Annotated in this window: 19 protein-coding genes and 2 riboswitches; of the genes, 1 reads left to right on the forward strand and 18 read right to left on the reverse strand. The window is 28.8% G+C overall.

Translation table 11 applies throughout. The features are described 5' to 3' along the window. Window positions 1-16: 16 nt before the first annotated feature. From EJL03_RS12255 to EJL03_RS12335, 17 genes are all read right to left on the reverse strand, one after another. Window positions 17-1,075, reverse strand: coding sequence for a polyamine ABC transporter substrate-binding protein (locus tag EJL03_RS12255; RefSeq protein WP_125154258.1), 1,059 nt, complete (start codon window positions 1,073-1,075; stop codon window positions 17-19). Between the two features lie 17 nt (window positions 1,076-1,092). After that, window positions 1,093-2,130, reverse strand: coding sequence for an ABC transporter ATP-binding protein (locus EJL03_RS12260; protein ID WP_125154259.1), 1,038 nt, complete (start codon window positions 2,128-2,130; stop codon window positions 1,093-1,095). Window positions 2,131-2,146: 16 nt separating this feature from the next. Further along, window positions 2,147-2,929: an ABC transporter permease gene (locus tag EJL03_RS12265; RefSeq protein ID WP_125154260.1), complete on the reverse strand. Its 783-nt coding sequence runs from the start codon at window positions 2,927-2,929 to the stop codon at window positions 2,147-2,149. A 1-nt stretch (window position 2,930) separates the two neighbouring features. Further along, on the reverse strand, window positions 2,931-3,758 hold the full coding sequence (locus EJL03_RS12270; protein WP_125154261.1) for an ABC transporter permease: 828 nt from the start codon (window positions 3,756-3,758) through the stop codon (window positions 2,931-2,933). 200 nt (window positions 3,759-3,958) lie between these two features. Continuing rightward, window positions 3,959-5,197, reverse strand: a complete 1,239-nt coding sequence (locus tag EJL03_RS12275) for a metal-dependent hydrolase family protein (RefSeq protein WP_125154262.1) — start codon at window positions 5,195-5,197, stop codon at window positions 3,959-3,961. A 53-nt stretch (window positions 5,198-5,250) separates the two neighbouring features. Then, window positions 5,251-6,672, reverse strand: coding sequence for an APC family permease (locus tag EJL03_RS12280; protein WP_125154263.1), 1,422 nt, complete (start codon window positions 6,670-6,672; stop codon window positions 5,251-5,253). A 430-nt stretch (window positions 6,673-7,102) separates the two neighbouring features. Next, window positions 7,103-9,268: a YhgE/Pip domain-containing protein gene (locus EJL03_RS12285; RefSeq protein ID WP_125154264.1), complete on the reverse strand. Its 2,166-nt coding sequence runs from the start codon at window positions 9,266-9,268 to the stop codon at window positions 7,103-7,105. A 13-nt stretch (window positions 9,269-9,281) separates the two neighbouring features. Next, a complete protein-coding gene (locus EJL03_RS12290; RefSeq protein ID WP_125154265.1) occupies window positions 9,282-11,441 on the reverse strand; it encodes a YhgE/Pip domain-containing protein in 2,160 nt (719 codons plus the stop codon). Window positions 11,442-11,730: 289 nt separating this feature from the next. Beyond that, complete coding sequence (ade, locus tag EJL03_RS12295) at window positions 11,731-13,470, reverse strand: adenine deaminase (protein WP_125154266.1); 1,740 nt, start codon at window positions 13,468-13,470, stop codon at window positions 11,731-11,733. A gap of 33 nt (window positions 13,471-13,503) precedes the next feature. Then, window positions 13,504-13,605, reverse strand: a riboswitch (purine riboswitch). A 28-nt stretch (window positions 13,606-13,633) separates the two neighbouring features. Continuing rightward, entirely contained in the window at window positions 13,634-14,773 is a 1,140-nt protein-coding gene (locus EJL03_RS12300) for an aldo/keto reductase (RefSeq protein ID WP_125154267.1), read from the reverse strand. Window positions 14,774-14,914: 141 nt separating this feature from the next. Continuing rightward, complete coding sequence (locus EJL03_RS12305) at window positions 14,915-15,679, reverse strand: ABC transporter ATP-binding protein (RefSeq protein ID WP_125154268.1); 765 nt, start codon at window positions 15,677-15,679, stop codon at window positions 14,915-14,917. Beyond that, the gene (locus EJL03_RS12310) at window positions 15,680-16,741 is read right to left on the reverse strand and encodes a FecCD family ABC transporter permease (RefSeq protein ID WP_125154269.1); all 1,062 of its coding nucleotides are present in this window, start codon (window positions 16,739-16,741) and stop codon (window positions 15,680-15,682) included. It abuts the gene before it with no gap. A gap of 11 nt (window positions 16,742-16,752) precedes the next feature. After that, entirely contained in the window at window positions 16,753-17,781 is a 1,029-nt protein-coding gene (locus EJL03_RS12315) for an ABC transporter substrate-binding protein (protein WP_125154270.1), read from the reverse strand. Window positions 17,782-17,944: 163 nt separating this feature from the next. Beyond that, a riboswitch (cobalamin riboswitch) is annotated at window positions 17,945-18,116 on the reverse strand. Between the two features lie 200 nt (window positions 18,117-18,316). Further along, entirely contained in the window at window positions 18,317-18,508 is a 192-nt protein-coding gene (locus EJL03_RS12320) for a hypothetical protein (RefSeq protein WP_125154271.1), read from the reverse strand. Between the two features lie 183 nt (window positions 18,509-18,691). Continuing rightward, window positions 18,692-19,951 (reverse strand): YeeE/YedE family protein, encoded by a 1,260-nt coding sequence (locus EJL03_RS12325; RefSeq protein WP_125154272.1) that lies wholly within the window; start codon window positions 19,949-19,951, stop codon window positions 18,692-18,694. A gap of 109 nt (window positions 19,952-20,060) precedes the next feature. Beyond that, window positions 20,061-21,761 (reverse strand): FAD-dependent oxidoreductase, encoded by a 1,701-nt coding sequence (locus EJL03_RS12330; RefSeq protein WP_125154273.1) that lies wholly within the window; start codon window positions 21,759-21,761, stop codon window positions 20,061-20,063. Between the two features lie 15 nt (window positions 21,762-21,776). Further along, the gene (locus EJL03_RS12335) at window positions 21,777-23,093 is read right to left on the reverse strand and encodes an alanine:cation symporter family protein (protein WP_341472431.1); all 1,317 of its coding nucleotides are present in this window, start codon (window positions 23,091-23,093) and stop codon (window positions 21,777-21,779) included. 260 nt (window positions 23,094-23,353) lie between these two features. Between EJL03_RS12335 and EJL03_RS12340 the strand changes: the two genes are divergently transcribed. Further along, the gene (locus EJL03_RS12340) at window positions 23,354-24,244 is read left to right on the forward strand and encodes a LysR family transcriptional regulator (RefSeq protein ID WP_125154275.1); all 891 of its coding nucleotides are present in this window, start codon (window positions 23,354-23,356) and stop codon (window positions 24,242-24,244) included. A gap of 33 nt (window positions 24,245-24,277) precedes the next feature. Here EJL03_RS12340 and EJL03_RS12345 read toward each other — a convergent pair whose 3' ends face one another. Then, on the reverse strand, window positions 24,278-24,805 hold the full coding sequence (locus EJL03_RS12345; RefSeq protein ID WP_125154276.1) for a YeeE/YedE thiosulfate transporter family protein: 528 nt from the start codon (window positions 24,803-24,805) through the stop codon (window positions 24,278-24,280). Window position 24,806: the final 1 nt, after the last annotated feature.

Below are 24,806 nucleotides of genomic sequence, written 5' to 3' on the forward strand. Positions count from 1 at the left end.
TAAAAAGTACTTTTTATTAATTTAATATTCTATTCCATTTGTCAATCCAATCCTTCATTAATGAATTAACAAATTTATAATCTATAGTATTTGATTTCTCTATAATATCTCCATAAGTTAAATTTTTGCTTTCCTCTTTTGTAAGTTTTACATCTACATTAACAGGTGATTCCCCGAGTGATTTAGCTGTTTTACTTTGAACTTCTTCACTTAAAGCATAATTAATAAATTCTAATGCTAAATCTTTATTCTTTGAATTTTTAGATACATTTATTGTATTAAAATTTAAAAAAGCTCCTTCTTCTGGATTTATATATATTACTTCTGGTGCAACTTTACTTATATTTGCATACACAAAATCCGCTGTTACCGCTACTGCAATCTCTCCACTTGAAAACATATTAGTTAAATCTGAAGATTTACTATATGTCTTAACTATATTGGGCTTTAATGCTTCTAACTCTTTTAAGGCAGCTTGTCCCTTATCCTTCTTTATGTCGGATCCTGCCTTAATACCCCCTATATAAATCATAGCAGGTCCAAAAGTAGTTGTTATATCCGGTATTGCGATTTTCCCCTTTAATTCTGGTCTCCATAAATCCTTCCATGATTTTATAACAAATCCAGTTTTCTTTGGATTATATGCTATTGCTACCTTATTTAGTGTATAGTAAGGACCATATCCACTTTCAATTATAGATTTTGCTTTGAAATTTAACTTTTCTGAGTTTGAGATCTTACTATAATCTATCTTGTGAAACAATCCAGCCTCTATACCTTCCTGTGAGAAAGCTTCTGCAAGATACATAATATCTACTTCTGAATTGGTATTACTTTTCAGCTTAGTTAATCTTTCTGAATTATTGCCTGTCTCTAAAATTATTTTTACATTATGTTGTTCTTCAAAAGGTTTAAAAACATTTTCTTTAAGCTTATCCTCATTCAATCCCCATGTAGATATAACTAATCTTTTTTCTCCGCTTTTACCTTCTTCTTTATTCCCCGTTAATCTACAACCAGCAAAAGTTAACACCGTAGTTAAAACTAAAGATAGTGATATAATTCTTTTTTTCATAATTTAACCTCCTAAATTTAAACTAACACTATTTTATTTGGTGGCAGGTAAAGTTTTACTTTGTCCCCTTTTTTATAAACTTCATCATTAAAATCATTTATGATCAATGTTCCAAGGGATGTACTTATATTGTATTGATAAGATTTTCCCAAATAAGTTCTTATTTCAACAACACCATCTATTGCATTTTCTTTTTTATCATCCCTTATAATTTGAATATCCTCTGGTCTAATAGTTCCTTTTATATTCCCTTCTTTTTTTATTAATGTATCTACTTTAAATTTATTTTCACCTTTTCCTTCATATATGTTTTCTCCAATTAAAAATAAATCTATAAAATTTTCAAACCCTACAAATCTTGCAACAAACTCTGTACTAGGATTAGAATAAATATTTTCTGGAGTATCAAACTGTTCTATTAATCCTTTATTCATAACTGCTACCTTATCAGATATAGAAAAGCATTCCTCTTGATCATGGGTAACAAATAAAGTTGTTATTCCTAATTTCTGTTGTAATTTTCTTATTTCTACTCTCATTTGCAACCTTAATTTTGCATCAAGATTACTTAAAGGCTCATCTAAAAGTAATAATTTGGGTTGTACTATTAATGCTCTCCCTATAGCCACTCTTTGTCTTTGTCCTCCTGAAAGTTCCCTTGGATATCTTTTAGCAAAATTTTTCATGTCTACTATATCTAAAATTTTAAATACTTCTTCTTCAATTAATTTTTTATCTATTTTTCTCATCTTTAATCCAAAAGCCACATTATCAAAAACATTTAAATGAGGGAATAATGCATAGCTTTGAAATACTAATCCAAAATTTCTCTTATGTACAGGTATTTTAGTATAATCTTCATTGTCAAAAATAAATTTCCCCGATGTAGGCTCTATGAAACCAGCTACTACTCTAAGTGTGGTAGTCTTTCCACATCCACTAGGACCAAGAAGAGATACTAGTTCTCCTTCTTTAATTTTTAAATTCAACTTTTCTAAAATATTATTTTTACCATCATAAGATACTGTTATATCAGATAAATTAATTAACTCCATTTTCTACCTCCATATATTACTTTGAAAAATAACTTAATCCTAAAGTTTTTTCTACTATAAACATTACAATAACAGTCATAACCATTAATAGAACAGAAAGTGCAGATACTGTAGGATCATAATTGTATTCTACATAGCTCATCATACTTATTGGTAAGGTACTAATCCCTGGTCCTGTTAAAAATATTGATACTGGCACATTATTAAAAGAATTAATAAAAGCCAACATAAAAGCCGCTATAACTCCTGAAGTAATATTTGGAAATACTATCTTTAAAAAAGTTTCCACCCTGGAAGCTCCTAAGCTCATAGCAGCCTCTTCAATAGCATAATCAAAACCTTCAAGACTTGATGCAATAACCCTTATTATATATGGAATAATTACTATGGTATGCCCAATTAGTAAACTTATATATATAGGTAACTTTAGCTTTATTATCATAAATTGAAATAGGGAAAACCCCACCACTATGCCAGGTATAATAACTGGAGAAAAAAAGAAATTTTTCAAAATAATCTTTCCTCTAAAATTAAATCTACTTAATGAATAAGCAGCAGGCACTCCTATTACCAGTGCAAATATTGTAGCAATAAGGGATATTTCCATACTAGTTTTTAATGTCTCCATAAATGTTTGTGAATTAAATATATTAATAAACCACTTTAAACTGATATTTTTAGGCGGAAATGCTATGTAGCTTTCCCCTCCAAAAGCAGTAACCGCAATTATAATTAATGGTGCAAATAAAAATATGTAAACTAATATAGAAAATATAACTAAAAATTTATTTTTTTTCATATTACACACCTCTTTCGTTTAGTTTTGATGCCAATTTATTAATAGTTTCTATTACCAAAAGAGTAGTTATAATCATTACTGTTGCTACCACTGCTGCTCCACTCCAATCCCCAAGACTAATAGTCTTTTGATAGATTAAAGTAGATAAAACCATGTTTGAATTTCCACCTAAAAGTTGAGGTGTAGTATATGCAGTTAGTGATCCTGTGAATACAAGAACTGTTCCCACAATGAGACCTGGAATACTTAAAGGAAATACAACTTTGAAAAAAGCTTTTACTTTATTTGCACCAAGACTTTCTGCAGCTTCTAACAAATCATTATCTATATTTTCCATAACACCAACTAAGGATACAATCATTAAAGGTAAAAATAAATACACTGTTCCTATTAATATGGCCGATTCCGTATAAAGCAGTTTATAAGGCTCTTTTATTAAATTTAGTGACATTAATAACTTATTTATCAGTCCGTTTTTTCCCAATATATTCATCCAAGCAAATGCTCTTACTACAGAATTTGTTAACATTGGAAATACAGTACAAGCTATCAATAAACCTCTTAGTTTCTGAGAACTCCTTGAAATAAAATATGCAACAGGTACCCCAAAAATCATACAAAACAAAGAAGCTAGTAATGATATTTTGATAGTTCTATAAAAAATTTGCATAAAATATTCGTCTTTTAAAAAACTACTATATTGCAATAAGCCTATCTTGTCCCTTACTACGAAAGTAGGTAAAATACTATTTATTATAGGTAATACTAGAAAAAACAAAATAATTGAAAGCCCTGGAATAAGTAAAATATAACACCACTTTTTCTTCATTTAAATTCTCCTTATCTTTTGCATTTTATATTTTAAGTAATATTCGTCCTGGTTAGTATGTTGTTATAAAATATTTACACATTGTTCAGATTTGATTTTATCATCAAGATTTACCATTGTCAATATAAAAGTCTAATTTTGTAAATTAATAATATAAAAAAAAGACTGTTGACACATTTTATCAACAGTCTTTATATTTATTAGTCTCTTTTAACAAATTCTCCTTCTTTCATAATAAATTCCATATTATCAGTGGAAATATTATGAATATCATCTAAAGGGTTTGATGCTAAAACAAGTATGTCCGCAAATTTCCCATTTTCTAAAGTACCTGTAATATCGTCTATTCTAAGCATTTCTGCACCATTTTTAGTAGCAGCTAAAATAGTTTCCATTTCCGTTAATCCAGCCTTATTAAGTGTATACATCTCAGTAATAGCATATTTCCCATATGGTGTTAAACTACTACAAAATGAATCTGAACCCACTGTAATCCTAATTCCTTTTTTATTTGCATTTTGTAAATTGCCAACTATTCTATTAAGCTCTTTTTCCGCAGTATTATTGCCTGGGTAATTGTCTAAAATGGCCCTATATGGTGGTTCATATACAGTAAACCATTCATAAAAAAATTGTAATGTGGGACAAAATGTAATATCCTTTTCCTTCATTAATTCAAGACATTCTTCATTCAATTCTTGTCCATGAATAATTGCAGATACCCCAGCTTTACATGAATTAAGTGCTCCCTCGTACCCTTCTGCATGTGACCAAACCGGAAGTCCTACCATATTACATTCATCCACTACTGCCTGAATTTCTTCCATACAATAGTGGGAGTCTGCTTTAGCGTCGTGTCTCCAAATTCCACCGCCTGTAGACCAAATTTTTATTGCATCTGGATTTTCACGAATTCTTCTTCTAATAGCTTTTCTAAGTTCCCATGGTCCGTCTACCCTTTCAGCCCAAGGATGAGAATAATCATTATATTCTAAAGGTAATTTGTGGGAATCCCCATGTCCCCCAGTTCTACAAAATCCTAGACCAGATGTAACTACACGGGGTCCTTTAATTAACCCTTCCTCAATCATATCACGAATATATATACCTGAACGTGATATTTCACCAACAGATGTCAAACCGCTTTCTAATGCCTCTTGTGCTTGGGTCACCGCTACTATAGTCTTTTGTATCACCGGGTCTAATACCCACTCAGAATCATTATCTGTTCTATTTCCACTAAAATGAAGATGACTATCAATTAAACCAGGCATTATAGTTTTTCCCATTATATCTATAATCTCATAATCTTCTCCCACATTTATTTTCTCTCCTGCATATTCTATTTTTTTATCATGAACTAGTAGTACTGAATCTCCTATAGGATTTTTCCCTGTACCATCAATTAATAATCCTCCCACAAATGCAACTTTATTCATAACATTCCCCCCTTAATATTATAAATTTATATTATAAATACTTACCTAAACTTCTATCGGTAAATATTATTTATAATCTTTACTTTTTTTCCTCTAATAATCATAAATGTAAGTCCGATTAAGAACCATACAAATACAACAAGCCATTCAACTAAGTTCAAAGAAGCAGGACTTGTAGGGATAACTAATAAGCCTATAATTATAGAAGATGATATACACGCTAAAACTATTCCAATCTTCCCTCCAAAAACTTTGTACGGTCTTTTTATATTTGGTTCTGTTCTTCTCATACGTAAACAAGCTGCACTAACCATAAAACATGCAAAAATAAATGCAAGTGAACTTACATTGGTAAGAGGAACTAACATATTTTTACCCAAAAATGGTCCTATAAAAGTTAATATAGCCATTAAAATATTAGCAGCTTTTGGAGTCTTGTTCTTCTTATCTAGCTTTGTAAATTTTTCTGGTAATTGCCCTTTACGTCCCATAGCAAGTAAAATTCTAGTGGTTGCTCCAAAAAAAGAATTCATGGGTCCTAAAGGCCCTAATATAGCAATACACATCATAATTTTAGAAAAAACTCTAAGCCCAATTACAGATAAAATAGTTAATGCAGGTATATCATATTTAACAAATTCCTTCCATGAGACTATAGTACCAAAAGAATATATACAAATAACGTAAAATATACCCGCTGAAATTAATGCCAAACTAATAACCTTACCAAATTTATTCCAATCTAACCCTTCTGCTGCCTCTTCTGCTTGTTGTGGTATAGTATCAAATCCTGCATAAAAAAATGGTGTCATAACAAGTACAGGTAAAATACCCATCCAAATAGAGCCTGATGCTGTGGATTTAGGCTCGTATATAGGCTTCAAATTCTCAGGTCCTCCTTTTACTAATGAAATCACCATGGCTATTACCATTCCTGCAAGTAATAGCTTTGTAAGAAAGCCTTGTAATTTTGCAGCAGAAGAAGCCCCTTTGAAATTCAAACGGATAACATAAAGAGCAAATACAAGTGAAATAAGTAATGGAGGAAGATATACTGTAGCCCCCATAATTTCATATAATGGAATTATTTTAAGTGAAGGAATAAATTCTCCTACCAATGAGGATATAGCTATAGCCTCCCACGGACAAAGAATACCATTTCCCAAAGCAAGAAACCATCCAGTAAAATATGATGCATTATTACCAAAAGTACGATAAACATATTCCACTATACCTCCCGAAACTGGTATGGCGGAAGTAAGCTCTCCAAATACTGCCCCAATAGGCAATAAAAATATAGCTCCTATTAAAAATGCTATAATTGCGGCAGTGGGTCCTCCCCCTATAATCATCCAATCTCCTACTAATAAAACCCACCCTGTACCTATGATTGCTCCAAAACCTATAGTAAAAAAATTCCACAATGATAATGTTTTTTTCATTCCACTTCCCTGATTTGATGTACCTGTAGTCATTTCTATTACCTCCTCCCTTATACATGAAGCTATTAATTATAATATTTATCACCTTCTTCACTTCATTTTATTACTATAATACTTTAAATAAAATATACATGAAAAATTATAACTATAGTTTTCCTTAGTAAATCCTTAAAATTAGTTATTCTATTCTTATTTCATATTTCTTCACTAATTAGTATACTTAATAAATTAAAAAATCATGACAGCATTAAGTGTATGCATAATTTACCTTGCCATTAATAAAAGAAATTTTATTTTAATTACAACTGTTTTGCATAAACTTTTAATACAACACAGTAAATATGTTAACAAACTAATATTTAAAATAATACTTTTTTGTGCCTACTCCTAATTTAATTCAAATATAATATAAAAAGCAAGCATAATTATTTGTTAATTATGCTTGCTTTTTATTTAAAATTGATTAAAGTCCAGATTCCCTAAATTTATGATCCATAGCATGAGATAACTTATGAATTGGTCTTTTTAAAATTGTTAACAATAAAAATCCCACAGAAAAAATGCATAGTGTATATATATTTTTATTTACACTCTCCCATATAGGACCTGCAATAGCTTCTCTAAATCCATTTATTGCATAAGTAAATGGCCATAAAAATTGCATTTCCCCAAATATTTCTGGGTTAGTCTGTATAGGGTATATCCCACCTGCACCAGCAATTTGAAATACCATTATTATTACTGCTATAGCTTTTCCTACATTTCCAAACATTGAAACTAATGTGTAAATTATAATTGTAAAGGTAATAGCTGTCACCACAGATAAATATATCATAAGCCTAAAGTCTGCTGCCTTTACCCCTAGTATATACACATCCCCTAGTGTAACAATAATAGCCTGTATTATTACTATACCTAAAAATAATAACATCTTTCCAAAATGTTCATGCCATATATTTATCTTTTCTTTCATTTTAAACTCTTCTTCACATTCTACAGTTAATAATGCACAGGATAATAAAGCCCCTACCCAAATTGCAAGTACTGTATAAAATGGAGTTAATCCAACCCCAAAAATACCTGCATCATAAACCTCTTGTTCATTTAATTTTATAGGAGAAGATATAAAGGAAGCCATTTCATCTGGATTTTTTTCCATCATATTTAATATTCCATTTAAATTTTCTTCTGTTAAATCCTTTGTCTTATCAGTTAATTGGGCTAAATCATTTTGAAAAGTTGTAAGTTTTTCACTTAGTCTATTTCCTTCATCAGCAGCCATTGAGCTAGTTGCTACTCCAAATTTAGACAATGCATTCAACTTAGGAACTATAACTTTTATACTATCCAAAACTCCATCCGCATTAGTTAATCCCGTATTTAACCCATCTCCCATACTATTAAGAGTAGGTATAAGTGTTTTATAAAGTGTACTTGAAATATTAGTAACTTGCTTTGAAATTTCACTACTTATATCTGATAATCTATCTAGCATTTCATTTATACTTTTTTTATCTACAGTTTCATTTTTCTCAGAGGAACTTATATTACCTGCTGTATCTTTTGCATCCTTTATAGCCTTTTTTAAATTTCTTAATGCATCTATAAATTCCGAAATGCTACTACTAGATTTCAAGTCATTAAGGGCTTCTAATATTTTAATCCTTGAATCTATTATATTGTCCATCATACTAAGCAAATTCTCTATAGATTCTGCATCCTTTATTATTTGTGCTGAATCCCCTACACCTTCATTTAATTTTTTTAACTCTTTAATTAAATTTTGGACTTTTCTATTAGTTGTTTCAATTTCCATAATATCACTATTTATATTACCACCTAAAGAAGTTACTGTTTGCTCTGTTGACATAATAAGATTTTTACTTGCATAAGTTGCTTTTTGAAGAGTATTTATCTGCTCTGTAACTTTTGGCAAATCATTTTGAACTTTTTTAAGATAATCCTGTAAATTAACTGAATCATTATTAGCTGTATTTATATAATTTTTCACTTTATCTAACTGATTAATAGAGCTATTTAAAATATCATTTAATTGTAATATTTCGGGTTTATGAGTTTGTAACTCTTCCCCCATTGTATTTAATTTTTCAAAAGCCTTCTCATTTACTGCATCTACAAAATTAGTTTTTATTTCCCTTGCAACACTTTCCTTTGCCGCATTTGTTATTTTTGTAGCTATTGCATTAGCCTTTTCATTAGCTTTATAAATTATGTTTGGTTTTTGGGGATCTGTACTTGCTAAACTAACAAGTCCCTTTGAAAAATTAGAGGGTATTTCTATCATTGCATAGTACTTACCTTCATTTAATCCGTTATTTGCTTGCCACTCATCAATAAATTTCCATCCAATATTTTTATTTTTCTTAAGAGACTCTACAACCTCATTACCAACATTAATAGATTTACCATTAAATAGTGCACCCTCATCCTTATTAACTACAGCCACAGGCAAATTACCCGTATTTGAGTAAGGATCCCAACATGCTTTTATGTTAATCCATGCATACAATGAAGGAAGGATACATAATCCTGTTACTATAAATAATGCCACTGGATTTTTAATAATATTTTTTAAATCATGTGCCAAAACTTTTAAAATCTTTTTCATGCTATTACCTCCTTTACTCTGATATGCCTGATTCTTTAAACTTGGCTTCAAACTTACTTACCTTATGATGTAATGGTGATTTTAAGAAATATCCTATTAGTATGAATATAAAAGCCTGTACAATTAATACTACCAAGTCTAATACAACACTAGATATAAGTGGTCCTGCTATAGCCTCCCTAAACCCACCAATAGCATAGGTAAATGGAAAAAATGGCTGAAGTATTCTAAATATCATAGGATCAACTTGTATTGGATAAGTTCCGCCACTACCCGCAAGTTGTACTATCATTAGTACTATGGCTAAAGCTTTACCTACATTTCCTAATAATGCAACGCAACTATATATTATTATTGAAAAAGTAAATGCTGTTATTAGAGAAAATAGAATCATCAAAAAAGTATTTACCGTATATACTCCTAAAATAAGTTTATTACCTACAGCTACTACAAGTCCTTGTATCAATGCAAATGTAATGAACGTTAACATTTTTCCAAAATATTTTTGTCTTATAGTTATATTTTTACTTCCTTTAAAATCTACCACATCAGTCCTTAATACTGAGGTTAAAATTAGTCCTCCAACCCAAAGAGCAAGCACAGTATAAACAGGCGTCATGGCTGATCCATAATTAGGTATAGCATAAATAGGTTCTTCCTTTAAATTAAACGGACTTGATATAAAATCTCCCATAAATTGTGGATTGCTTTGAAGTATTGATATTATTTTTACCAAATCTTTATTATCCACCATTTTTAATCGTTCACTAATTTTTCCTATTACTTCTTTATATTCTGTTAATCTATCATATAATTTTTTAGATATATCTGAAGCTAATTCACTTCCTTCTGCCCCTGATGATAATAATTCATCTATTTGATTAACTAATCCTCCAGATAAATCTATAAGCTTAGAAGCATCATCTGTTGCTTTTATAAGATTATTTACTATATTATTTAGCTCAGGTCTAGCTTTTAAATTATAATTTTTAATTTCTGATTCCACATCCTTATGAATGTTAAATATATTACTACTAATAGTATTAATTAAATCCTTGTTAACCTCATTTGTACTTCCAACTTGCTGTTGTAATTTATCTAAGCTATCCTTTTCTTTATTTAGATTATCCATGATATTTTTTAAATTCACTATTATTTGAGAAACAGGTTTACTAGGATGAAGATCATTTATATTCTGAAAAAACACCACTAATCTATTAATACGAGTGTTAACAAAATCTATCTCTCTTTTTATTTTAGATAATGTACTATTTATATTTATACTAGAATTATCACTACCTGATATAGCTAAGTCTTTTAGTAAATTTTGTATTTTCTCTGTGGAACTTTCAATCTCTTTAAAATTAAAATCTGCATTTAAAAAGGCATTATTTAAGGTATCCTGAGTATTTATTAAAAAGCCTTTGCTATTCTTTTTATTATCACTAAGTGTATTAATACTCTTTATCATGTCTGGAATAGTAGATTTAAGTTCTAATAAATAATTAGATAAATTTTCGGAATTACTATTAACATTATTTAATGCAGCAAGTATAATATCCATATTTTCATCTGCTTTTATTATAGAATCTTTTACTTTAATTATTTTATCTTCCTTGTCCTGTAAATTTTCTCCCATTTCATTAAAAGAATCAAATACTGTTTCATTAACTGTGGATATAAAATTAGTTGTTATTTCATCAACTAATGTAGTCTTAGCTGCCCCTGCAATTTTAGTTGCCACAGGGTTAGTTTTAGTATCCACTTTATATAATATTTCTGGCTTTTTAGGCTTGTCTGATATTAAACTTGTTAAATCACAAGAAAAGTTTTCTGGAATTTCTATAGTAGCATAATATGTTCCGTCTATAACTCCAAGTTCAGCTTGTTTAGAATTAACAAACTTCCATCCAATATTATGATTGTCTTTTAATTTTTTTATAACATCATTACCTATATTTAACTCTTTATTATTAAAAGTTACTCCCTTATCATTATTTACAACTGCTATTGGGATAGTACTTGTATTTTCATATGGATCCCAGCATGCCTTTATATTAACCCATGCATAAAGGGAAGGAATAACACATATTCCTATAACCACTATTAAAGCCACAGGATTCTTTATCATACTTAACATATCCCTTTTAAATACTTTTAAAGTATTCTTCATTGGTTTTTTCCTCCTTATATAAAATGAAATTATAAAACTGACTGATTAGTACAAATCCTATTTTATTATAATATCAAAATAATAACGATTTATAAACATAATTTTTATTATATTTATAAACTTTTCACATTCCAATTTTTGTTATAATTAATTAGTAAATCTTTACATTTACTTTTATTCAAAATTATAGAAATTTATATGTAAAATATTCTATAAGTACAAATCTAAAAAGGTTGTCTTAAATTAGACAACCCTTCAAATCAATAATATTTATTTTTTTATTACTTCATTACTTACTTGCTGCTTCTATAAACTGAAATTTAGTTACATCAAAAAGTCCTTTGTCTGTTATTTTCAATTCAGGAATTACTGGTAAAGATAAAAAAGATAAAGTTAAAAAGGGGTTAAAATTAATATTGGGTGCTATTTCATTTACAGCTTTATGTAAAGAATTAAGATCCGTTATAATTTCCTTACAATCCCTTCTTGTTACAAGTCCTCCTATCTCAAGTTGAATTGAGGCAAGAACCTTTTTATTTTTAACAACTATTATTCCTCCACCAATATCTTTTAGCTTATTTGCTGCAAATATCATATCTTCGTCATTACATCCCGCTAAAATTATATTATGAGAATCATGCGCTATTGTAGTTCCAATGGCACCTTCTTTTATATTTAAACCATTAATAACTCCCAGTCCAATATTTGAAGTACCATTATGACGTTCTATTACCGCTATCTTAATTAAATCCTTTTCTAAATCCGCTACAAACTTTTCTTTATCTTTAAGATCACTAATACTAATTTTTAAATGCTTACTTTCTAACTTGTTTGGTATAATTTTTATAGCGTTTAAAATATTTTTATCCTTTAAGCTTATAAAAAGGCTATTCTCATCAAGCTTTGGAAGTATAATGCTATTTTTTATATACTGTTTAACATTTTTTTTATCTATATCACATAATAATTTATTTTCAGATACTACTAATTTTCCATTTTTATAAACTGAATTTATCTTAAAGTCTTCTAAATTATCAAGTATAATAAAATCTGCTATAAATCCTGGGGCAATAGCACCCTTGTGTTTTAATTTATAGCACTCTGAAGTATTAAGTGTACACATTTGTATAGCTGTTTCAGGTTTTAAACCATGCTTTATAGCCATTTTTATTGAATTATCTACGCTTCCATTTTTTATTAAGTCATCAATGTGCTTATCATCTGTACAAAAACAAATTCTTCTTGAATTTTTTATACTGGCAACCTTAATTAGTTCCTTAAGATTTTTAGCTACAGTTCCTTCTCTTATTAATACATACATGCCCCTTCTTAATCTTTCAATAACTTCCTGCCCATTATGACACTCATGGTCTGTAATAATATTAGCCGTAGCATATGTATTAATCATAGTCTCATCGAAACCAGCCCCATGTCCATCTATAACTAATCCCTTATCTTTTGCATCCCATATTTTATTTATCATGTCCTCATCACAATTAAATACTGCAGGGGCATTCATAATCTCTGCTAATCCTAATACTTTATCATTTTTATAAAAAGGTAATAAATCCTCACTTTTAAGTCTTGCTCCAGAACTTTCAAAATCTGTAGCAGGAACACAAGAGGACAACATAAAATAAAAATCCAAAGGAAGATTTTCACTTAAATTCATCATAAGCTCTATGCCATTAATACCTAAAACATTTGCTATTTCATGAGGATCTGTAATAATAGAAGTTATTCCATGTTTAAGAGCTGCTTTATAATACTCATCAGGAGTGGTTAAAGAGGATTCTATATGAGCATGAGCATCTATAAGACCTGGACATATATATTTCCCACTACCTTCTACATTGTTTTTTCCTTCGTAATTTCCAATGCCAACTATATAACCATCTTTTATAGCCACATCACTTATAAAACTATCATTTTGAAATACATCCACAATTGTTATATTTTTAATAACTAAATCACATAATTCATTTTTTGCTGCTGCTTTTATTTGTTTTGTAAAAATAAATTTATCCATTACTTAATCCGCCTTTTAAAAGTATTTAACCTTCCACTGGCTTAAGTTCTTCATAGTTATACTGTTTACGGTAGTATAGTAGAGACGCCCAAACCATATTTTTGGACTTATACGAAGGTTATTGTTACTTATTATATGAAAATTAAATAAACTTGTCAAAAGTTTATTTATTATTTTCAAATAAGTCTATTGCCTTCTCTAACTCCCTTCTAATTTGAATATGTTGAGGACAACTCTTTTCACATTTACCACACTTAATACAATTTGAAGCTTTTCCTTCTAAAAATTTATTATATTTATCCTTCATACCAGAAATATCTTCAAACATATAAGCATCATTATAAGTCTTAAATACATTCGGTATGTCCACATTATGATCACAAGGCATGCAATAATTGCACCCTGTACACCTTATTTTTATCTTAGATTCATATTCTTTTTTAACCTTTTCTATTAAGTTTAATTCTTCTTTATTCAAAGAGTTTGCCTTTGTTTTATTAGCAATATTAATATTCTCTTTTATATGGTCCATATTATTCATACCACTTAATACTACATGTATTTGTGGATAATTCCATAAAAATTTCAATGCCCAATATACTGGACTTTTTTTACCACCACTATACTCCTCCCAAATATCTTTAATATGCTTTGGGATATTTGTAGCAATGCTTCCCCCCCTTAATGGTTCCATAATAACTATACCTAAACCCTTTTGTGATGCATATTTTAAACCCTCTTCTCCAGCTTGATAATCCTTATCTAAATAATTATATTGTATTTGACAAAAACTCCAAGGATAATAGTCTACTATCTCTTTAAATATGTCTAACTCATCATGAAAAGAAAAACCAATATACTTTATTTTTCCGCTAGAAACGGCACTTTCTAAAAAATCAAACACATTATTCTTCTTTAAATTTTCAAAGTACTCTTTATTCAATGCGTGCAAAAGATAAAAATCTATATAATTTGTACTAAGTTTTTCTAATTGTTCATTTAAGCATTTATCCATATCCTCTCTACTTTTTATAAGCCAAGATGGCAGCTTATCTGCCAAATAAATCTTTTGTCTATATCCATCTTTTAAAGCTTTTCCTACTACACACTCACTTATACCCTCATTGTATATATAGGCAGTGTCTATATAATTAACCCCATTATCAATAGCATACCTAATTTGTTTTATAGCCTCTTTTTCGTCTACACTTTTGTTATTATTTGAAACACAAGGTAACCTCATACACCCATATCCTAAAATTGAAACCTTCTCTTTTGTTTTCCCAAATTCCCTATACAACATAATATATCCCCCCACATTATAAATCCTTGTTACATTATATATTTATCTTAAACCATTACTATTCCCTTTATATTCAATAAAATCATTTTTAATATAAAGACCACTATGATACTTCATAGTGGTCTTATTTATGAATTTTTTCTATACACCTGTATATATAATGTTTATTTTATTCGTTTTATTATTTTCCTCAATTATAGCATTAACATTAAAAACCTTTTTTAAAAGTTCTGATGTAAATACTTCCTTAGGAGTACCATACTTTACAATACTTCCTTTTTGCATAACATATATTTTATCACAATAAGTAGCTGCAAGGTTTAAATCGTGTATAGCAGAAAAAATTTCGACATTCAAATTTTTAACAATATCTAATAGACTAATTTGATAGTAAATATCAAGATGATTTGTAGGTTCGTCTAATACTAAAGCTTTGGGCTCACAACTTAGCGCTCTAGCAATTAATACTCTCTGTTTTTCTCCTCCTGAAAGAGAATTAAATTTTCTATTCATTAAATTATACATACCAACCATCTCTAGGGATTTATAAACTATTTCATAATCTTTTTCATCATCAGGTTCCATCATCTTTTTATGAGGAGTTCTTCCCATCATAACAACTTCTTGCACGGTAAAATCAAAGTTAAAACTACTAGCCTGTGTCATTACTCCGAGTTTTTTAGCAGATTCTTTTAATGGCATATTTTCAATTAAAGTATTATCTATTTTTATTGTTCCACAATAAGGTTTTAATGCACGATATATGGTTTTTAACAATGTAGATTTGCCACTTCCATTTGGCCCTATAATTCCTACAAACTCTCTATTTCCTACATCAATCCCTACATTCTCTACAATAGTTTTGTGGCCTATTTTAACATATAAATCTTTTACGGATATATTCACTTACTCACCTCCAAAACCATAACTTTTGGTGAGCATCATGTAAATAAAAAACGGTCCACCAATCATTCCCGTAACAATTCCTATTGGAATTTCACTGTTTTGTAAAAACATTCTAGAGAATACATCACACCAAATAAGAAAAATTCCACCTAATAAAATTGAAATTGGCATAACTCTTTTATGATTGGAACCTACTATCATTCTTACAATATGAGGAATAATAAGTCCCACAAATCCTATAGTTCCTGACGCAGCCACAACAATTCCAGTTACTGTTGCACTTAATATCAAGTATATTTTTCTATATTTAACAATATTTACTCCCATTGTTATAGCTGATTCTTCTCCAACTAGTAAAACATTTAAAACTCTGAATTGAGTAATGGCAATTATAGAAATTATAAGCACAACTATAGTAGGAATAGGTATAATATTCCAAGACGAGCTAGTAAGTCCACCCATTGTCCAAAATGTTATGGATCTAATTCCTTCAGTATTATTAGATGTATAAATTATAAAACTAGTAAAAGCAGAACACATAGCATTTATAGCCATACCCGCTAAAAGAAGTTTAATAGTATTTCCTTTACCTGTTCCTGAAAAAGCTATAAAAAAAACAAATGTTGAAGTTATAATCGCACCTATAAATGCTCCTATTGACACCCCATAACACCCAAGCCATGAAAATGTACCTAGCATTATTGCCATAGTTGCTCCAAGAGAAGCCCCTGAAGAGACTCCTAATATATAAGGATTAGCTAACGGATTCCTTACTATAGCTTGCATAAGTACGCCAGAAAGTGAAAGACCTGCTCCAACTACCGCTCCCATAAGTACTCTAGGAAATCTTATATTCCATATGATATCCGCCCTAGCACTTTGTAATAGTTCTATAGCATTATTAGTTCCCACATTAAAAATTTTATAATATAAAATTTCTGCTACATCTAATGATTTAATTGGCACGGCTCCAAAGGTAATTGAAACTATCATTGAAACAATTAATAATATAGTTAAAACAATTATTATTATAACTAATGGAAATTTCTTTTTTTTATTCATTTCAATTTCCCCTACTTTTTATGAATAATTTCATATAAATCTTCTATACTATCAATAGTTCTAAGGCTACCACAATAAAATGCTGTATGCTCAATAATTAAGAATTTATTATTTTTTACAGCGTTAACTTTTTGAAGACTAGGGTTCTTTTTCATAGCTTCTATTGTTTTATTTGCTGGACTATTATTCATATTAATAACTAAAATAACATCTGGATTTTTTTCAATCATTACTTCAAGACTTTGTTTCCCTGGTTTATCGTCCAAAGAAGTAGCACCAGATAATCTAATAATATCAGCAGTCAAATCAGAGGAGCTTCTAGCTGAAAACTCATTTTCATACATAAATTGAACTGTTAATACTTTAGGCTTGTCCTCTTCTTTTAAATTTTTTACATTATCCTCTATTTTATTTATTCTTCCTTTAATATCTTTAATAAGCTTCTTAGCCTTATCCTGAACATTAAAAATCTTTCCTAAATTTTCAATATCTTTTAAAACCCAATTTACATTTCTATTTCCCGAAATTGGAACAGTGTTTTGCATTACGTAAGTGTTTATACCTCTTTTATGCCAATCCAGTACACTGCCTAAAGCATCTCCCTGAAAAAGACTTCCCCAGCCCACAATTATATCCGGTTCTAATGAAAGTGCCACTTCTTTAGATGGATAGCTTTCTCCTAAAAATTTTATGCTATTATACTCCCTTTCAAAAGGTTTATAAATAGGACTTTTCCTATGAGCTGTTGCTATAATATCATCTTTTAATCCTAAAGCAATTAGTACCTCTGTAGTTGCCTGACAAACACTTAATATTCTCTTTGGTCTTTTTTTAAATGTTTGTTTTACTAATGCACCTTTATTTGATTCAATATAACCATCATAATTTTCTATAATCAATGGATACTTAGTACCTTGCTTATTCTCTGACTTTGAAACCTTTTTATCCGTTTCAATAGTGTTTTTATTACCACAGCCAAATATTGAGATAGATAAACATATTGTTAGTATAATTACTATATATTTTTTTAATCTTTTCATTTTTACCTCCAAATTTTAATATTTAATTGTAAATTAATCTAATTTGCAAATTTAAATAGTATTTTTCAAAAAAATAAAGCGTACCTCACCGGAAGTATGCTTACAGTTCTATTATATATTTTAATAACTTATGTAAAATACTATCAAACCTCCCTCCGAAGTTATTAGTTCCTAATTTTAGGCAGGTCTCCTGGCTTCCAATCATCCTAATATTCACCTTCCCATCCTAAGACAGTGGTATATGAATTTCGTCCTGTTAACAGTAGCGGGGGCTGCAAAGTCTTTATACTTTTTCCCTATTATCTCTTTCGAGCACCTTAAATTATTTTATTAAATTTTATATGTAAACGCTTAAAAATTATACCATCTAAACATAATTTTATCAATGTAAAAAATAGTATGTAATTCCCCATAAATTCAAAATATTATTTCCTAAATAAATTTTTTGATTAAAAAATTGTGAAACATAATAATCTAATTATATTTCACAATAATTTTAATGAAAAAATAGCTTTTTTATAGTAAAACAATTTATTTAATAGATACTATTTTTTCCAATTTGTTTATCTATTTTATTTTTAAGGTTACTATTATTTAATATCTCTTCTGATGTAGCATCTTTTCCTTTTCTTTCATTTAGTATTAAGGCATCCCGTACTTTTAATACATAATTACTTGGTAAATCCCCAAAATCTATTTCCCTGCTTTTACTTTTATTTTTCCCCAAACTACTCTCTCCTTTCTAAATTAACTTTCCTCAAAGCTAATTTTTTATTCTAATTTTAAAACTTAAAATATTATAAACTTTATATTTAGTTATAAAATTTAAGACATAAAGATAATAAATAAAGGTTATCCTTTTATAGATAACCTTTATTTTATATTTAACTAAATTTAGTAAATCACATTATTAAATTGTTAGCTTAATTTTTTTTGAAAATTTTACTCCAAGTATTCCCCCAAGTGTTAGTGAAGGTAAAAATACCCATCCTGATAAAGACATATTACAAATTCCTGAGTATAATGCTCCTACATTACATCCTAAAGCAATTCTTGCACCATATCCCATTAATAATCCACCTATAGCATAATACACAACATCTCTAAATTTAAAACTCTTCTTAAATGAAAAATGTCCAGCTAGTAATGGTGATAATAATGCACCCAAAATAATACCTGCATTTCTCATGGAACCTGGGTCATTGAAAAAACCTCCACGAATTCCATCCATTCTTCCTGCAAACCAGCTCCAAGTAGATACATCTAAAATTCCTAAAGATTGATAAAACCAAGCTGCCCAATCTGCAAATACAGCTGTTACTCCCCAGCTTGTCCCTGTGGTTACTAATATTGTAATGAACATAATCATAATACATACTGCACCGGTATAATAAGACCATCTTTTTACAAAAAATTTATGATAAGTATATTGGCTAAAAAACTTATATTCTTTACTTTCTGGCATATCTTTTTCCCAGTTTTCATACTTTTGTGATTGAAAACTATTTTCTATTTTTCTTTTACTTTCATATTTTTTGGCAATTATATATATTACTAAAAATCCTAATAATGAAACTATTATAGTTCCCATATATCCAAAAACATCTGGTAAATAAAGCTGTTTATGTACTTTGAAAAATATGCTTTCTTTCCACCAAGGCATATCATGAGCTCCCCATAAAGCACCTGTTGCAAAGAAAAATAAAACAATAAGTCCTCTTCCTTCTCCTTCTCCTGCATCTGTTAAAGTTCCTGAAGCACATCCTCCACCAAGCATCATTCCTATACCAAATAAAATACCACCTAGCACAGTTGCTAAGTTAGCTGGTTCTACAAAATCTGAACCAGGGATTATAGCCGCACCTGATTTAACTGCTCTATAATATACATCCGCACCATTAACATGTGCACCATAATGTATTGATGCCGTTGCTATAATTGTAATTGAAAATAAAAACATTAGTGCTTTTGTTAAGCTGCTATCTCCCGTTATATATAATTTTCTAATACCACCTGCAAACCCAAATCTTGATCTTTGCATAACATATCCAATTGTTAATCCAATAATTAAATGTAATGCAAGCCTATAATCTTTTGAAAATTGGAAAGAGGCAAATATAGCTAAAGCTATCAAAAGTGCAAATCCAATAAAAATCTGTTTTTTCTTCATAAATAAATTTCCCTTCTAAATATTTATTTTAATTCCCTAAAAATTATAAAATATGATAATAACATTTAAATATTGTTTATAAGGAGCATAGGAGTATGCTCCTTTTTAATTATAGGAAATTATAATCAGTTACTATTTTTTCTCTTCCTGTAGTTTCATCATTAAAATACTCATAAAAACAAATTCCCATAAATCCACCAGAAATATTATAAATATTTTCAAATCCTAAATGCTTTAATGCCATTGCAGCATTATAACTTCTTTGAGCGCTTCTGCAATGCAAATATACTGGTTTATCCTTAGGTATTTCATTTGTTCTATCCCTTAATTCACTAAGAGGTATATTCTTTGCTCCAATAATATGACTTAATTTGTATTCACTTTTTTCCCTTACATCTATTATGTATGCTCCGTTTTCTATAAGCTCTCTTACATCACTTTCACGCACCTGTTTAAAAACTCCATTTAACAAGTTAGAACCTACATATCCTGCATAATTAACCACATCTTTAGCTGTGCCAAAAGGTGGAGCGTAGCATAATTCTAAGTCTCTTAAATCATTTATTTTCGCTCCGAATTTAATTGCTGTTGCTATTACATCTATTCTTTTATCCACATTTCCTTTACCAATAGCTTGGGCTCCTAATATTCTTCCTGTTGGTATTTCAAATAAAAGTTTAAAATGAAGAGGCTCACATCCTGGCATTAAACCAACTTTATCACCTGGAATTACTTTAACTACTTCATATTTTATATCTAAGTTATATGCCTTTATCATTCCCTCATTTAATCCTGTAGAAGCTGCATTATAATCAAAGCATTTAATTACAGATGATCCTATGAAACCTGTATTTAAAACTAACATTCCAAAAATATGATCTGCTACTTCTCTAGCTTGTTTTTGAGCAGGTCCTGCCAATGGTAATTTAGTCATTTTACCTATTAATGGATTGTATACTTCAATGGCATCACCAACAGCATATATGTTTTCATCAGAAGTTTTATAGTTTTGGTCTACTTTTATTGCTCCTGTTTCACCAATTTCAAGTCCTGCCTTAACTGCTAATTCAGTTTCTGGCACTACTCCTATTGCCATAACAACAGCTTCTGTTTCTACTTTTTTTCCTGATTCTAAAACAACTGTATCTTTTTCAAATGCACTTACTTTATCTGAAATTATTAATCTTATTCCATGATCATATAATTCTTTGTGTAATATTTGAATCATGTCATAATCAAATGGTTTCATGATCTGTGACATTGCTTCTATTAGTGTAACATTGTATCCAGCTTCTCTTAAGTTTTCTGCAACTTCAACTCCAATAAATCCGCCACCAATTACTGATACATTTTTACTTTTTAAGCCTTTTACGAACTTATTTAATTTATCTATATCTACAACATTTCTTACTGTAAAAGTGTTTACCTTTTCTATACCATTTATAGGTGGTACTATTGGTTTTGCACCTGGAGATAATATTAATTTGTCATATGCTTCAACATATTCTTCTCCTGTTGCTAAATTTTTAACTATAACTTCTTTTTTATGTCTATCAATTGATACTACTTCATTATTTACTCTAGCTTCTATATTATATTGTGATAAAAATTTATTTGGATTCATTAAAACAAGGCTTTCTGCATCTTCCACCACACCACTTAAATGATATGGTAAACAACAATTTGAAAATGATACATGAGGGCCTCTTTCAAACATTATAATTTCATCTTCTTCACTAAGTCTTCTTAATCTAGCCGCTGTAGATGCTCCACCTGCAACTCCACCAACTATTAAAAATTTTTTACTCACTTTTACATACCTCCACTAATTTATTTTGAAACTCTTTATGTCCTTATTTATAAATATAAAAATTGCTGACATATTTATAGATGCAACTATAAACATTAGTAAATCTGCTGCATCAAATATTACATCAAAATTTGAGATACTAAGTAGTCCAGATAAAGATATTAAAACTATATAAAAAGCAATTCTTCTATTCTCACTTATGCTAATAGTTGTGTTAAGAAAATGAAAAGATCCTAAAACTGTTGTTAAACCTGAAAGTATAAAGAACATAATTATTATTCCTTCCCCTAAGTACCCCGTTACAGAAATTACACTATACAAATAAGAAGAAATCCTTTCAAATCCATTACCAGTAAGTGAAATATTATCTAAGTTATACCTTCCATAAGTAAATATATATGAAGTAATTATTACTGCTATAAATGTAGTTATTATGGTAGATATAGTCTGAAGTAGAGCCTCTCGTCTGGGAGAGTTTTTACTATCTGAACTAGCCAAAGCACTGGTTCCAAGCCCTGTTTCACTTATTTGAATAATTCTTTGTAACCCAATTATAAATCCAATAGGCATTCCTATTGAAACTGATTTAATGTTTATAAAGTCTTTCCAAATATAATCTATATACTGAAAAATAAAATCTTTAGTTAAAATTAAAAAGCTTATAAAAAGCAAGCCATATGCTAAAACTATTAAAGCTACTAAAGAACCTAATGTGTTTATAAAAAGCTTATAGTTTTTAGTTATAACTATAATTGTAACAATTATAATTATAGGCAAAACAATAAAAAATAGTCTGTTGTTTTGAGTAAACTCATACCCAAAATTTTGTTTAGAAAATATATTTATTACACTTTGAATACCTGTCATTTGAAATCCCACAAACCCAAAAGAATATAAAACTACAAGAGAAACAGCATATATAGCCCCCATGGTTTTATTTATATAATGATCTATAAATTTTCTAGGATTTTTTTTTGTAATTTGGGAAAACAATACCTCAGAATAAGTAACAGGTACTAAAAAACACATACCAATAATTACCCATAAAACTATACTTTCTCCTCCTATACCATTTTGGGATGTTTTCCACATAGCAGCTAAAACTCCTATAATGGCTCCAGTTCCAATTTTAGAAGACAAAGAAATAGATAAAGAAGCTTTTATATTTAAAAGATTCCATTTATCCTTATCTTTTTTACTAATTACATTAAAAAATTTCCTGGTTTTTATATTTATAAAAATTGCAATAAATATAATAAAAGGTAAAAATATATACCATAAACTACTACTAATGTAACTTACTATATCTCCAAATAATTTAAGTATTAATATCCTCTCCTATTCTCTATATTAATATAACCAATTCTTACATAGTAAAATTTTAGATTGTTAACTTTTTCTCAATTAAATTATAATCTATTGCGTAAACTTTGAATAATAAAGAAGTTTTATACACTATAAAAGTTACTTATATATAAATAATATATGAAAATTTTATTAAGCTTAAATGGACTAAATATATATTGGTTTATGATATAATAGTATAATAAATTAACTTTTTATTACTTTTATAAATTTGAGGATGTGAAATTATGAACCTTGAATATTTACAATCATTTTACATAACAGTAAAATGTAACAGTATATCCAAAGCAGCTAAACGTCTTCATCTTACCCAACCTGGCTTAAGTATACAGCTCCAGAACCTAGAAAATGAACTGGGGGTAAGTCTATTAACAAGAAGCAATAGAGGTGTTAAATTAACAGATGAAGGTAAAATAATATTTGATTACGCTCATACCCTTTTATCTATTCAGGGAAATATGGAAAGGGATTTAAAAAATATACAAGAAGAGTCCCCTCAACTAATGATAGGTTCTTGTAAAAGTATTGGAGAATACGCATTACCTTGTAGCATTTATACATTTAAAAAGCTTCATAGTGAGGTAGATATTAATATAGAATTAGATAATTCCACTAAAATAATTGAAAAATTATGTGATCACACAATTAATATAGGAATAATCCAATATAATCCGGAAATAAATACTTTAGATACTAAAATCATAACGACAGATGAATTACTATTAGTAGGGAATTGTGATAATACACCTGAGAAAATTTCTATAGATGAACTAAAGGAAATTCCATTAATACTTCGTGAAAATAATTCTGGTACCAGAATTATTATTGAAAAAGCTTTAGGGGATAAAGATATATATTTAGAGGATTTAAACATAATATATGATATGAATTCTCCTGAGGCTATAAAATCTTCTATAATAGCTGGAAATGGTTTTTCTTTTTTACCAAAACTATCAATGCAAAAAGAACTATCAAAAGATATTATTAAGCAAATCAAAATAAATGATTTATTCGTTCCTTTTTATTATTATGTTGCTTTTAGAAAGAACTATGAGTTTACTAAATATGAAGAGATGTTTATAGATTTTATCACCTCTACAAAAAAAGGCTTTTGTTAAAATAGTGTGTATAAAAAGGAGTTATTCTCCTTTTTATATAAATACTTTTAATACTATTTTCCATGCTACCCAAGCTCCCAAAATAACAAAAATTTCAAATACCCATGCATGTAAAGAAAAAGAAGGAATTCCACTAAAAAAAGCACCTATATTACACCCAAAAGCAAGTCTTGTGCCATATCCCATTAAAATACCACCTATTAGTGCCATAAAACATTGCTTTTTATTTTTAATATTTTTTAGTTTAAATTGGGAAGCTAATAATGTAGCTATTAAAGATCCCAATATAACCCCTATATTTAAAATTGTATATTGATTAAAAAATATATGTTGCTTCTCTATTATAGGGTTATAATAATAATTAAAATACTTGAAATATTGCCATTTTAGAGGTTGTACTCCAATCCATTCTAAAATTCCAACTCCCCATAATAAAAATCCACTAGTAATTTGCCAGGTTATTCCACTGACTGCTAATAAAATTACATTTATAAATCCTAATAAAATTCCTCCTACCCAATAAGGCCAGGGTCTTTTCAACCAATTAGAAATATTTTTCATA

Origin of the sequence: Clostridium rectalis (assembly GCF_900626095.1) — a bacterium.
Classification (GTDB): Bacteria; Bacillota; Clostridia; order Clostridiales; family Clostridiaceae; genus Clostridium_AS; species Clostridium_AS rectalis.